Genomic DNA, 12,940 nt, shown 5'->3' with positions numbered 1-12,940 from the left:
GCCGCCGCCCTGCGGAGCGCGCCCCCGAAACACCCCTCCGGTCGGAGGGGCGTGGGGTTGCGTCGGTTACATGTGCGCTTCGGCGTACTCGGCCAGCACTGAGCGCGGCACCCCTTGCAGGGTAACGTGCACACCGTGCTCGAAGTCCTTGAAGCGTTCGGTGAGGTAGGTCAGGCCCGAGCTGGTAGCAGACAGATAAGGCGTGTCGATCTGCGCCAGGTTGCCCAGGCAGATCACCTTGGAGCCCGTACCGGCGCGGGTGATGATGGTCTTCATCTGGTGCGGAGTGAGGTTCTGGCACTCGTCGATCAGGATCAGGCTGTGCTGGAAGCTGCGCCCGCGGATGTAGTTGAGCGACTTAAACTGCAGCGGCACCTTCTGCAGGATGTAGTCGACGCTGCCATGGGTGCTCTCGTCGTCCGAATGCAGCGCTTCCAGGTTGTCGGTGATCGCACCAAGCCAAGGCTCCATCTTCTCCGCCTCGGTACCGGGCAGGAAGCCGATGTCCTCGTCCAGGCCCTGCACGCTGCGAGTGGCGATGATTCTGCGGTAGCGCTTGCTGACCATGGTCTGCTCGATGGCCGCAGCCAGCGCCAGGATGGTCTTGCCCGAACCGGCGGCGCCGGACAGGTTGACCAGGTGGATGTCCGGGTCGAGCAGTGCGTACAGCGCCAGTGCCTGGTAAAGATCACGCGGACGCAGGCCCCAGGCCTCCTGGTGCAGCAGCGGTTCCTGATGCAGGTCGAGGATGGTCAGGCTGCTGCCCTCGATACCTTTTACCCAGCCGACAAAGCCCTGCTCGTCGACGATGAACTCGTTGACGTGCACGGCCGGCAGGTTGTCGATGAGCTGCACCTGGTGCCAGGTGCGGCCGTGGCCCTGACGGGTCTCGACCTTGCTCACGCGGTCCCAGAACGAGCCGCTCATGTTGTGGTAGCCACGCGACAGCAGGTTGACGTCATCCACCAACTGGTCGGTGTGGTAGTCCTCGGCGGAGATGCCGCAGGCACGCGCCTTCAGGCGCATGTTGATGTCCTTGGTCACCAGCACCACGGGCGAGCCACTGCGCCGGCTCTGCAGCTCCACCAGCTGGTTGATGATCTTGTTGTCGTTGAGGTGCTCGGGCAGCCAGGTGATGGGCTCCGCACGCTTGCTCATGAGGATCGACAGGGTGCCCTTGGGCTCGTTCTTGCCGCGACGGATCGGTACGCCTTGTTCAACCTCCTCGGGAGTGGCCTCGCCTAGCGTCTGGTCGATCAGGCGGATGGCCTGGCGGCATTCTGCGGCGACCGTGTGCTTGCCGGTCTTAAGCTTGTCCAGCTCCTCCAGCACGGTCATAGGGATGGCGACGTGGTGTTCCTGGAAATTCAGCAGCGCGTTGGGATCGTGGATCAGGACGTTGGTGTCGAGGACGTAGAGGGTGGGCTGGGTAGAGCGGGTGCGTCCGTGATCATCCATACTCGGTCACCTTATCGAGGGGCCTGGACGACAGAGCCTCTACAGCTCCGTCGCGGAGAACCGCCCACCTCCCGAACGGAGCGGGATACGCGAGCAAAGGTGATGGCCGAGGGCCGCCACCTGTGCTGCAGGGTTCGGCGGTCTGCTTTTTTAATACCCCAATCCGGATTACAGAAAAAAGAACTTTTTCTTCGACTAGAGGCTTTTTTTACAGCTCGACGAATAGCGCTTGGCGAGGTGCAGGTACGCCGTTACAGTCGGAAGTCCTGCCTCCCGGCGATGCACTCAGCGCCGCTGCTCCCGTCCCCTCTTTTCCTCCACCGAATTCCCCGCCGCTGCCTGCCGCACGCGACCACGAGCCGTTCACACACATCTTGCAAAAACGCCCTTGCCGGCAGCCGCCAGCGAGCCGGTAAAGTATCCGCATAACTAGAAGAAACCGCTCTAGCCTGCACCGTGCACGCCGTATACCCGATGAGGAAAAGAACATGATCCAACGCTACACCCCGACCCAGATCACCCTGCACTGGCTCAGTGCTGTGCTGATTCTGATGATCATCGCCCTGCCCTATGGCAGCGACCTGTTCGAACCGCTGCTCGGCGGCGGCGCTGGCGTATTCACTCTGCACAAGTCACTCGGCCTGCTGGTACTGGTGCTGACCGTATTGCGCCTGGTGGTCCGCGCCCGCTCCGGCGCTCCTGACCTGCTCGCCGGAGAGCCACCGCTGCAGCGCTTCGCCGCCAAGGCCGGACACGCCCTGCTCTATCTGTTGCTGGTGCTGATGCCACTGAGCGGCATGCTGTTCGGCAAACGCCCGGTGAACCTGTTCTGGCTGGTGGAGATCGGCCCGCTGCCTCTGTCCGATGCGGTGCGCGAGGCCGCCAAGCTGTTCCACGTCACCGCCCAGTACCTGCTGTTCCTGCTGATCCTCGGCCATGCCGGCGCGGCCCTGTGGCACCACCATGTACGCAAAGATGGTGTGCTGCGGGCCATGTTGCCCGAGCGTCACTGAGTCATCGATAGGTAAACCCCTCGGCGCCGATAGCTGGAGCCGAGGGGCTCATCGGCCTAGAATCGCGCCACGCTTTCTGGAGACGATTCGATGCTGTTGGTGATATCCCCCGCCAAGACCCTGGACTACGACACCCCGCCGGCCACTGCGCGCTTCACCCAGCCGCAGTTTCTCGACCACGCTCAGGAGCTGATCGGCCAGCTGCGTCAGATGAGCCCGCAGCAGATCGGCGAGCTGATGCATCTGTCGGACAAGCTGTCTGCGCTCAACGTCGCGCGCTACGGCAGCTGGCACCCGGACTTCACCCCGGCCAACGCCAAGCAGGCGCTGCTAGCGTTCAAGGGTGACGTCTACACCGGGCTGGCCGCCGAGGACTTCGCCGAGGCCGACTTCGACTTCGCCCAGCAACACCTGCGCATGCTCTCCGGCCTGTACGGCGTGTTACGCCCGCTCGACCTGATGCAGCCGTACCGCCTGGAGATGGGCACCAAGCTGGCCAACGCCCGCGGCAACAACCTCTACGACTTCTGGGGCGAGCGCATCAGCGGCTGGCTCAACGAAGCGCTGGCCGCACAGGGCGACGACATCCTGCTCAACCTGGCCTCCAACGAGTACTTCGGCGCGGTCAAGCGCAAGGCCCTGAACGCGCGGATCATCGATACCGAGTTCAAGGACCTGAAAAACGGCCAGTACAAGATCATCAGCTTCTACGCCAAAAAGGCCCGAGGCCTGATGGCGCGCTACGTGATCAAGGAGCGCATCAGCGACCCCGAGCAGCTCAAGGCCTTCGACTACCAGGGTTACCGCTACAGTGCCGAACAGTCCAAGCCGGACAGCCTGGTGTTCCTGCGCGACCATTCAGAAGATTGATCTGGCCGGTAAAGCCATTACGCCAGCGCTTCCCACGGCTATGATCGGCAGCACGCTCCCCGGCCTCGACAAGGAAACCCAATGACCCAGCCCGTCGCCCTGATCACCGGTTGCTCCAGCGGCATCGGCCGCGCCCTGGCCGATGCCTTCAAGGCCGCCGGTTATCGCGTATTCGCCGCCGCGCGCAAGGGCGCCGACCTGGCCACCCTCGACGCCGCCGGATTCACCGCCGTGAAGCTCGACGTCAACGACGCAGAGGACATCGCTCGCGTCCACGCCCGCCTGAGCGCAGAAGCCGGCCGCCTCGACGTGCTGATCAACAATGCCGGCTACGGCGCCATGGGCCCGCTGCTGGATGGTGGTGCCGAGGGCATGCGCCGGCAGTTCGAAACCAACGTGTTCAGCCTGGTGGAGCTGACTCGCGCCTGCTTCCCGCTGCTGCGTGCCAGCCGCGGCCTGGTGGTGAACATCGGCAGCGTGTCCGGGGTGATGGTCACGCCATTCGCTGGCGCCTACTGCGCGTCCAAGGCGGCAGTACACGCCCTGACCGACGCCCTGCGCCTGGAGCTGGCGCCCTTCGCCATCGACGTCATGGAAGTGCAACCGGGTGCCATCGCCTCCAGCTTCGGTGCCAATGCCAGCGCCGAGGCCGAGCAGCTGATCCGCGAGAACTCGCCCTGGTGGCCGCTGCGCGAAGGCATCCGCGCCCGCGCCAATGCCTCACAGGACAACCCGACGCCCGCCGAAGACTTCGCCGCCGAGCTGCTCACCGCCGTGCGCAAACCCACGCGCCCAGTGCTGATCCGCATCGGCAACGGCAGCCGCGCCATGCCCCTGCTCGCCCGCTGGCTGCCGACACGGTTGCTGGACAAGGTGCTGAAGAAACGCTTCGGCCTCGACCGTCACCTGAGCTGACGCCATGACCCGCCGCCTGCACCTTCACTACTACGTGCTGGCCGCGGTGGCCGCCGCCTTCCTGGTCAACCTGCTGCTGCGTACCGGCCTGAAAATCGGCGGCCTGCCTGCCACGCTGATCGCCGCGGCACTCATCGCCCTGGCCCTGCGCGTAGCATTCCGCTGGATCGAGGGACGCTCACCCTTACCCGCCGAGCGCTGGGCGCTCATCGCGCTGTACACCGCCGCACTGGGCCTGCTCTACCTGCTGATCTGGGGTCTGATGTTGCTGAAGGACGAGCCCGGCACCGCAGGCCAGTTGCTGTTCGTCCTCCACTACCTCTGCTATCCGGTGGCTTTGGTGCTGGCCCTGCATCTGGGGCAGCGAGACGCCTGAGCCCATGCGCCTGCTCGATTGGCATCACGCGCCCGAATTCACCCAACCTTGCGAACTGCGTGATTATCCCGAATGGCACCGAGGGCGCGAACACTACTGTCTTTGGTCGATTCCCGTGGAATGCCCAAAGGTTCTGTCACGGCTCGAGGCCGCACGGACGCTGCTCGGCGACTGGCTGCAACCACCGGGGATACGCCAGGCCCATGTCACCCTGTTCGTCTGCGGCTTTGTCTGCGCTGTACCTCGCCATGACGATGACATCGCAACAGCAGTGCTCGACGACCAGCGGGCAGCCATCGAAACGCTGCAACTGGCGCCGTTCACACTACGCATTGGTGGGCTGGATAGCTTCGCCAGCGCAGCCTTTCTGGCAGTAGAGGAGAACGACACGCTGAGCTGCCTGCGCCAGGAGCTCGGTCGCCTGAGCACCGAAGTTCGCCAGGCCCCCTACGTGCCTCACCTCACAGTGGGTCTCTACCGCATGGCCGCCAGCACGGCTGAATGGCGCAGTCGCGCAGCAGCCCTGCGCGACTGCTTGCCGCTCGACCTGCCAGTACATGAGCTGCATCTGGTCAGCTATGCCGCTACCGAACCTGTGGGCGCCTTGCGCGTCGATGCACGGGTCGCGCTAGCATAGGCGGCGCACTCGTCAGGACGACTCCCATGCTGCACACCCTCGCCGTCGGCAACTACCGCTCCATCAATAACCTGGTGATGCCGCTCGGCCGCCTCAACCTGATCACCGGCGCCAACGGCAGCGGCAAGTCCAACCTGTATCGCGCCCTGCGTCTGCTGGCCGAGACCGCGCGGGGCGGCGTGGTCAATGCACTGGCGCGCGATGGCGGGCTGGAATCGACGCTCTGGGCGGGGCCGGAAAAAATCAGCAGACGTATGAAGAATGGCGAAGTACCGATCCAAGGTGGCCCGCGCAGTGAGGTAGTACGTCTGCGCCTGGGTTTCGCCGGCGAGGATTTCGGCTTCGCCATCTCCCTTGGGCTGCCCGAACCCTCGCGCTCGGCCTTCGCGCTGGACCCCGAGATCAAGCGCGAGTGCATCTGGGCCGGCCCCTGCTACCGTCCCGCCTCACTGCTGGTGGATCGCGAGGGTCCGATGGTCCGTCAGCGCGAAGGCCGCAGCTGGCAGGTGCTGGCCCAGCATCTGCCGAGCTACGACAGTCTGTTCGACCAGATCGGCAACGATCCGGGCTGCCCGGAGGTATTCCAGTTGCGCGAGACGATCCGTCGCTGGCGCTTCTACGATCACTTCCGCACCGACGCCGATGCCCCGGCGCGCCAGCCGCAGCTGGGCACCCGCACGCCAGTGCTGCACCACGACGGCCGCGACCTGGCTGCTGCCCTGCAGACCATCCGCGAGATCGGTGATCGCCAGGCGCTGGAACACGCCATTGCCGACGCCTTCCCAGGTTCAGAACTGGATATCGACTTCCAGCCTGGCGGGCGCTTCAGTGTTGCATTGCGCCAGGAGGGTCTGCTGCGACCACTATCGGCCGCCGAGCTGTCCGACGGCACCCTGCGTTACCTGCTGCTGGTAGCCGCACTGCTCACGCCACGGCCGCCATCGCTGATGGTACTCAACGAGCCAGAGACCAGCCTGCACCCGGACCTGCTACCGGCGCTGGGGCGCCTGATCGTCGAGGCTTCCAGGCACACCCAGGTGTGGGTGGTGTCCCACGCCAGCCGGTTGATCGCTGCGCTGGAACAGCACCCCGAGTGCAACTCCATCGTCCTCGACAAGCGCCTGGGGCAGACTGCCATCCAGGGCCAGGGCATGCTCGACGAGCCGCTCTGGCACTGGCCGGATTAGGTGGCCTGTTCGGCTGCGAGCGCCGGCTTGGGCTGGCGGAATACCAGCACGTTGCCGAGCATCACCAGCAGCAGGCCGAACAGCGCCGGCGCCGTCCACTGGTAGCCCTCGACGAACACCGAGATGTTCAGTGCCACCACCGGGAACAGCACCGTGCAGTAGGCGGCGCGCTCCGGCCCCATACGCCCGACCAGAGTCAGGTAGGCGGTGAAGCCGATCACCGAGCCGGGAATCGCCAGGTACAGCAGGGAACCGATATAGCGGGTGTTCACCTCGAAAGTGAAGGGCACGCCGGCGACCAGGCAGTAGCCGACCAGCAATAATGCGCCGTAGAACATGCCCCAGGCATTGGTGGTCAGCGGCTTGAGCCCCGCCTGTTGCTGCAGACTGGAGAGCAGGTTGCCGGCGGAAAAACACAGGGTGCCGAGTACGGCCAGACCGATGCCAAGCAGGGTCTCTCGGCTGGCTTCGTGGTGTGACAGCTCCGGCCAGAACAGCAGCCCCAGGCCCAGCAGCCCCAGCGCACCGCCGGCCAGCACGTTGGCGGCAATCCTCCTCCCCATGAAGAGCCGCGCATTCAGCGCATTCCACAGGGTCGCCGTGGAGAAGATCACCGCCACCAGGCCGCTGGGGATCCACTGGCTGGCCGTGTAGAAGCACATGAAGTTGAGACAGAACAGGCACAGGCCCTGGGCCAGGCACAGCAGTTGGCCACGCCGGTCGAGGCGCTGCAGGCGCCGGCTGAGCAGAAGCAGAATGAACAGCACGCTGGCCGCCAGGGCGAAGCGATAGGCAATGGACGCAGGAATGGCTACCTCGCCCAGTTGCAGCTTGAGGGCGATCCAGGTGGTGCCCCAGATCAGTACGGTGAGCAGGTACAGCGACAGATTCATGGCAAGGCTCCGTTGATCACCGCAGTCTCCTCCTGAGCCACGCTGGCGCGCTTGCATAAAATTGCGCTTATCTGTCATCCACCACTGGCGCCGAAGCGCCGTGGGAGTAGGATGGCAGGCATTCCATTCGCCCTCCCCCATGCCGATGGCCACACTCGAACAGAACCTGGTCTTCCAGTCGCTCAGCAGCTCGCCGAACGCGCGATTGCTTCGCGGTGCCGAGCTGGCCGCCGCACAGTGGACCAACCACCACGACGCGCGCGACTACCAGGGCCCCAGCCACCACACCCTGTCGTGCTACCTGGCCGGCGGTACCGGCACCTTCCGCCGCGACCGTCCGGGCGCCAAGGGCTCGCCGGACAAACTGTGCGTGCTGCCGGCCGGTCACGAATCGTCCTGGGTGATCAACGGAGACATCCGCCTGGCCCATCTCTATGTCAGCCCCGAGCGCTTCGCCGCCACCGCCGTCACCCTGCTCGACCGCGAGCCGCGCGAACTGCAGTTGAACGAGAGCACCTTCCTTTAGGATCCACGCCTGGTCAGCCAGTTCCATCAACTGGTGGTACTGGACTGGAACGAGCCCGGCGAGCGCCTGTTGGCCAGCAGCCTGGCCCACGAGATGATCAGCCACGTTCTGCTGACCCAGGTCGGCCTGCGGCAGGGGCTGAAACTGAAAGGGGGGCTGGCGCCGCATCTGCGCAAACGCCTGGTGGACTACATCGAACAGCATCTGGACGAGCCACTGGCCTTGGGCGAACTGGCGCAACTAGCAGCACTGTCCGAATATCACTTCGCGCGCATGTTCAGCGCCAGCTTTAGCATGCCACCGCACCGCTACGTGCTGCAGCGTCGCCTGCTACGGGCAAGGGAGTTGCTGCAGCACGGCGATCTGCCGCTGGGTGAGATAGGCCTGGCCTGCGGCTTTGCCAGCGCCAGCCACTTCAGCAACCGCTTCCGCCAGGCGTTTGGCGCGGCGCCAGGATTGCTGCGCGCGGTGCGCTGATCAGACCAGCGCGGTCACACCACCGGCGACCGGCAACACGGCAGCCAGCGGCAGCACCCAACGCTCGCGCCAGGCCAACAGGGCCACCAGCAGCAGGCCGGCGAGCATCACCAGGCACAACCAGAGCACGGCGCCGATCTCGCCACCACGCGCTACCCAGCACAGTGCCAGACCGAAACCCAGCCCAAGCACGGCGAGCCCCCGCAGGCCGCGCTGGCGCGCCGGAGTTGGAGAACCGCTTAGCAGCACCTTGTGATGACGAGACATGGCCAGGCAAAGGGCAGCCATGGCCAGATAGCTCAGGGAGAAGGCGAACAGCAACATCAGGCGGTCTCCTCGACCAGAACGCGACGACCACGCGGTACCGGCTCTGCCTGTGGCTGAGCGAAGCGCCAGGCGTAGACGGCGCTGAGCAGGCCTCCGGCGATCAGGGTCAGATCGACTCCAGCCAAAGCCCAGTCGCCACGCAACAAGGTCGAGAACAGGTGGCCATGATCGGTGGTCAGGCCATTGAGCAACGGCAGCCCCAGGGCGAGCACAGCTCCCAGCGCTAATTGCTGGCTCAGCAGGCGGCGCGGCTGGCGGCGACCAAGTACCGACCAGAGCGCCACCAACAGCCAGGCGCCGACGAAGACCCAGGACTCGACGCTGGCACGTTCGGCCACGCCGGCGGGAATCAGACGATTGCCCCACAGCAGCACCAGGCTGGCCAGAGGCATACCGGCGAACACCGCACCGTTGAGCGATCGCACCAGGCCGATGCCAGCACCACCGCGCGCCTCGCGCTTGGCAACCCACACCTTGACCCCACCGATCATCAGCGCGCAGCCCGCCAGGCCGAGCAGGAAATACAGCCCCCGCACCAGGCTACCGCCGAATTGCACCATGTGCAGGCCGGCCAGCCAACTGTAGAAGGAGTAGCCAACCGGCGGTTTCTGTTCATGCAGCAGCTCGCCCGTGGCCGCGTCATAGGTCAGCCCGGAAAGAGGGCGTCCAACGCGAGACTCGCTGCTCTGCTCGCTGATATCGACCACGGCAGAGGCATCACCCGGATGGTGCACGCTGATCCAGCCTGCCTTGCCACCATTCCAGTGTTCCTGGGAACGCTCGATCAAGGCGTTCAGCGACATGGGGGCCGCCGCCGGCTGGTGCATCTCCTCACGATGGTAGGCACCCGCCACCTCGCTGAAGAAGTGCTCGATGTCGTTCTTGTATGCCACCTGCAGGCCGGCCGGCATGTAGTTGGAAACGAAGATCACCACGCCGGTGTAGGCCAGGATCAGGTGGAAAGGGAAACCGACCACGCCGAACAGGTTGTGGGCATCCAGCCAGGCACGTTGGCCATTGGCGTTCGGCCGCAGGGTGAAGAAGTCCTTGAAGATGCGCCGGTGAATGATCACCCCGGACACCAGCGCCACCAGCATGAACATCCCTGCCAGACCGACGATGTAGAGCCCGATCATGCCGGCATGCAGGGTGTAATGCAGGCGGAAGAAGAAATCGCCACCAACCGTGCCCGGCATCGGCTCCCCGCCGCTCGGAGCGAAGGTGAGGTTATCGCCCTCGCCCGTGCCATCCACTTCCCAACCCAACCGCCAATAGGGTTCACGTTCGCTCGGGCCGTGCATCCAGAAAGCGTGCAGCTCGTCCTTGACGTTGCGTTGCAGCCAGTCGCGCGCCTGGTCGGCGCTCATGGTCGCGGCCGACTCCTGATGCAGCGCAGGGCGCATCCAGCGGTCCAGTTCCTTGTCGAAGCAAGCGATGGTGCCGGCCAGGATGATCACGTAGAGCAACCAGCTCGGTATCAGACCGCCCCAGGTGTGCAGACCTGCCATGGATTGACGCAGGCTCATGGACGCACCCCCAGTTCGCTCGGCAGGAAGGCCGCCAGACACATGGCGGCGGTCAGCCCTGCCAGCCACAACCAGGCGCGGGCCGCGCTGCGAGCGGCGAACACGTAGATGACCGCCGCCGTCCATACGGCGAAGCTGAACATACCCGCGAAGGCGACGCGATCCGGCCGCGCCAGAGGAAGGTAGACGGAGAAGCCATAGGCCAGTGCGTAGCCGCCGATAAGGGCGGCCAGTACACGAGAGGCGATGCTCCAAGGCGTCAGGGTGGAATGCTTGCTCACGGTCGGCTCATCTTGTGGGCGTGGTCAGTCTTGTACCGGCACGAGCGTACCGGGGCTGAACATCGAGACAGATAGGCCGGATATGTTATTGCTAAATATTCGCAATTGAAAGCAATTCAACTCTCGTCCACATCACGGCCTATGCGGGCTGGCGGCTGTACCGAGGGGAAGCTCGACGAAGCGAAACGCACCACCAGAATCGCCAGCGCCAGCAGCAGAATCGCACCGGAAACATAGACCACGCCCATCCCCGGGCCATTGTGGTGCGATACGTCAGAGATGAGCAGACGGGTCAGCGCGGTAATCGCTACATAGATCAGAAAGCGCACCGGCATGTGATTGGTCTTGACCACGCGGTCTGACATTCGCCTTTATCTACGGCACAGCTGGAGGACTTGGCTGCTAATAGTTTTGCCTCGTAAAGCAGAGCTTCGACATTCCTACCGATTGACAGAGAAAACTCTGACCCTATGATAGCAATTGGCCAACAACTAAAACCGCCAACATACTACATAAGGAAATATATGAAAGCTTTTGGGGTAGGATGTTTTCACTTTTCATTGAAAGACAACATAGACAAAGAAATCTCCGTACAAGAATATATCGATGAAATAACCAAAACCCTTAAAAATCTCACAACCACATCAGACGTAACAATATCTTTCGATGAAGATATTAAAGATGAGAAAATAGACACATCACCCCCCAACCCTAAAATCAGGGAGGGGGACAATGGCTATCCACTTATTACATTCTTAAATTTAACTTTCAAAATCTATATACCATCTCGAATTCAAGCAGAATTAATAAATCTACCAGAAGAATATTTAGATACAGGCACCGAGAATTTTAAAATCACTGTGCGACATGAGTGGCATGGCCCAGTGAGCTATATCGAGTGCCTATCCGCCACAGAAGACACCCTACCCTCTACAGCGGTTCAAGTAGTCAGGGAATTCTTAACTAAAGAAATACAAAAGACCGAAACATTCCTAGAGTATGACTTCCTAGGCCCGTCACCCTTTCACGCAAATTTCTACCTAAACGAAAGCGACACAGCCATTGAAAGCTCGTCATTTACACTCAATGAAATAAAGAGCCGAGCATACAACACCCTTAAATTTAATTATAACGCAAATAAATTTAAAAACGAGGACAAAGCTCTTGAAGAACTGCAAGAAGCCCTCGCTGACGAATTGTCATTTTTTTACCAACTAAACAAAGATGCACGATTCAGTTTGAAAAAATGGGGAGAGATTCAAGACACAACAAATTCGATCCTTGAGCTTCAAGAAAAAACAAACAAGAAAAATATCATAAAAAGGACAATAGAAAAGCCAAAGCTCTTCCAAAAAGCATTCAAGGATATCGGCTTGTTTAAGGGGTATTTAATATTCAGAAAAGGGCAGATCGCTAGCGACTACGCTGCGATGTATAAAAGCGGAGAATCAGAGACATACCTGCAAGAGCACATCGACCAAGAAATATCCGAGCACCCTCAATACCCCCTCAACGAAACAAGCGAACTTATAAAATACTTCGATCAAAAAAACAGCAAAGCAATCGAGCTTTTGACTATTATTTCGGCAGGTATTCTCGGGGGAATAGTAGGATCTACAATCACAATAGCTTTTGGCAGCTAATAAATATCCCCATAAAGCAATGACACGTTAATACGTGCCAAAACAGCATACTCAGCTAGTACCATTAAAAATTCCGCCATAAAGACCCCTCATGAATTGAGGCCATCACTATGGAAAGAGAGAAAAATTAGTATCCGGCGTTTCCAGCACAAAGAATCAGTGCTTAATATTTTTGATCAATTTTACAGGCAGCATTATCACTAACCACAAGACACACTCAGCACGAAACCACTTTAAAAAACTCTAAGTAGCCTCAAGTTTAGAACCTTCAATCTTATCCTCAACGAAGTCACCAGTTGCATCTATCGCCTTACTGGAAGGAAATTTATTCGAAGCAATCCTGACAACTAAAACAGATAACGACAGAAGGAATATCCCGCCACACAAATATAGCAGACCAACATCAGGTGCCTTGTGGTGCGATACATCACCTATCAGGTATCGAGTCAGTGCCGTAATCGCTATGTAGAGCAAAAAACGGATAGGAAGGTGATTTGTTTTAAAGTAGATGCCTACCATTGCTCCCAGCTCTAGATAAATGAAGAGCAAGAGAATGTCATCGATGCTTGCGTGACCTTTTTCTACCATTCCCATAAAGGCCATCACCGAGGCCCATGCGGTAGCCGCTCCGATGGCAAACAAGCCCAAGTAGTGGAAGCCTTCCACCATCAGGTTACCAATCGAATTCGCCCCGTCATGCATACGTTTGCGGCTGCTATCTGCCCACTTCATGCTCAGTTACTCCATCAATCCAGACACAGTGATAGCTAGGCTTGCCAGCCCGCAGGACGCGAAAAATTTTGTGTTAGAT

13 protein-coding genes and 2 pseudogenes are annotated in these 12,940 nt (G+C 61.0%); 8 read left to right on the top strand and 7 right to left on the bottom strand.

The genetic code is table 11. From position 1 onward, the window contains the following. Positions 1–66: 66 nt before the first annotated feature. Positions 67–1,458 (bottom strand): PhoH family protein, encoded by a 1,392-nt coding sequence (locus tag IB234_RS07855; protein WP_192316228.1) that lies wholly within the window; start codon positions 1,456–1,458, stop codon positions 67–69. 488 nt (positions 1,459–1,946) lie between these two features. Between IB234_RS07855 and IB234_RS07850 the strand changes: the two genes are divergently transcribed. The 6 genes from IB234_RS07850 to IB234_RS07825 all read left to right on the top strand — a co-directional run bounded on the left by IB234_RS07850 (position 1,947) and on the right by IB234_RS07825 (position 6,456). Then, entirely contained in the window at positions 1,947–2,471 is a 525-nt protein-coding gene (locus IB234_RS07850) for a cytochrome b (RefSeq protein ID WP_192316226.1), read from the top strand. Positions 2,472–2,561: 90 nt separating this feature from the next. Then, the gene (gene yaaA / locus IB234_RS07845) at positions 2,562–3,341 is read left to right on the top strand and encodes a peroxide stress protein YaaA (protein WP_192316223.1); all 780 of its coding nucleotides are present in this window, start codon (positions 2,562–2,564) and stop codon (positions 3,339–3,341) included. 81 nt (positions 3,342–3,422) lie between these two features. Beyond that, positions 3,423–4,256, top strand: coding sequence for an SDR family oxidoreductase (locus IB234_RS07840; protein WP_192316221.1), 834 nt, complete (start codon positions 3,423–3,425; stop codon positions 4,254–4,256). Between the two features lie 4 nt (positions 4,257–4,260). Then, entirely contained in the window at positions 4,261–4,632 is a 372-nt protein-coding gene (locus IB234_RS07835; RefSeq protein ID WP_192316219.1) for a hypothetical protein, read from the top strand. 4 nt (positions 4,633–4,636) lie between these two features. Next, a complete protein-coding gene (locus IB234_RS07830) occupies positions 4,637–5,269 on the top strand; it encodes a 2'-5' RNA ligase family protein (protein WP_192316217.1) in 633 nt (210 codons plus the stop codon). A 26-nt stretch (positions 5,270–5,295) separates the two neighbouring features. Next, entirely contained in the window at positions 5,296–6,456 is a 1,161-nt protein-coding gene (locus tag IB234_RS07825) for an AAA family ATPase (protein ID WP_192316215.1), read from the top strand. On the opposite strand, the gene IB234_RS07820 is transcribed toward IB234_RS07825, so the two are convergent. Then, positions 6,453–7,349 carry a DMT family transporter gene (locus IB234_RS07820; protein WP_192316213.1) on the bottom strand — a complete coding sequence of 299 codons (897 nt, stop codon included), beginning with the start codon at positions 7,347–7,349 and terminating at the stop codon, positions 6,453–6,455. The two genes, IB234_RS07825 and IB234_RS07820, sit on opposite strands and share 4 nt — an antisense overlap. Before the next feature lie 145 nt (positions 7,350–7,494). Here IB234_RS07820 and IB234_RS07815 point away from each other — a divergent pair. Continuing rightward, positions 7,495–8,352 (top strand): annotated as a pseudogene (locus tag IB234_RS07815) (helix-turn-helix domain-containing protein). On the opposite strand, the gene IB234_RS07810 reads toward IB234_RS07815, so the two are convergent. From IB234_RS07810 to IB234_RS07795, 4 genes and pseudogenes are all read right to left on the bottom strand, one after another. Further along, positions 8,353–8,676, bottom strand: coding sequence for a DUF3325 domain-containing protein (locus IB234_RS07810; RefSeq protein WP_192316210.1), 324 nt, complete (start codon positions 8,674–8,676; stop codon positions 8,353–8,355). It lies immediately after the preceding pseudogene. Beyond that, entirely contained in the window at positions 8,676–10,205 is a 1,530-nt protein-coding gene (locus IB234_RS07805; RefSeq protein ID WP_192316208.1) for a PepSY-associated TM helix domain-containing protein, read from the bottom strand. Before IB234_RS07805 ends, IB234_RS07810 begins: the two co-directional genes overlap by 1 nt. Continuing rightward, a complete protein-coding gene (locus IB234_RS07800; RefSeq protein WP_192316206.1) occupies positions 10,202–10,486 on the bottom strand; it encodes a DUF3649 domain-containing protein in 285 nt (94 codons plus the stop codon). Before IB234_RS07800 ends, IB234_RS07805 begins: the two co-directional genes overlap by 4 nt. Before the next feature lie 116 nt (positions 10,487–10,602). After that, positions 10,603–10,833: pseudogene (locus tag IB234_RS07795) on the bottom strand (phosphate-starvation-inducible PsiE family protein); the annotation flags it as partial. 177 nt (positions 10,834–11,010) lie between these two features. Between IB234_RS07795 and IB234_RS07790 the strand changes: the two are divergent. Continuing rightward, positions 11,011–12,129 carry a hypothetical protein gene (locus IB234_RS07790; protein WP_192316203.1) on the top strand — a complete coding sequence of 373 codons (1,119 nt, stop codon included), beginning with the start codon at positions 11,011–11,013 and terminating at the stop codon, positions 12,127–12,129. 243 nt (positions 12,130–12,372) lie between these two features. Here the strand turns inward: IB234_RS07790 and IB234_RS07785 are convergent, their stop codons facing one another. Continuing rightward, positions 12,373–12,861, bottom strand: coding sequence for a phosphate-starvation-inducible PsiE family protein (locus tag IB234_RS07785; protein ID WP_192316201.1), 489 nt, complete (start codon positions 12,859–12,861; stop codon positions 12,373–12,375). Positions 12,862–12,940: the final 79 nt, after the last annotated feature.

Source organism: Pseudomonas sp. PDM16 (assembly GCF_014851865.1).
In the GTDB taxonomy this organism is placed as follows: Bacteria; Pseudomonadota; Gammaproteobacteria; order Pseudomonadales; family Pseudomonadaceae; genus Aquipseudomonas.
The sequence above is the reverse complement of the archived record's forward strand: the minus strand, read 5'-3'. Positions and strand labels throughout refer to the sequence as shown.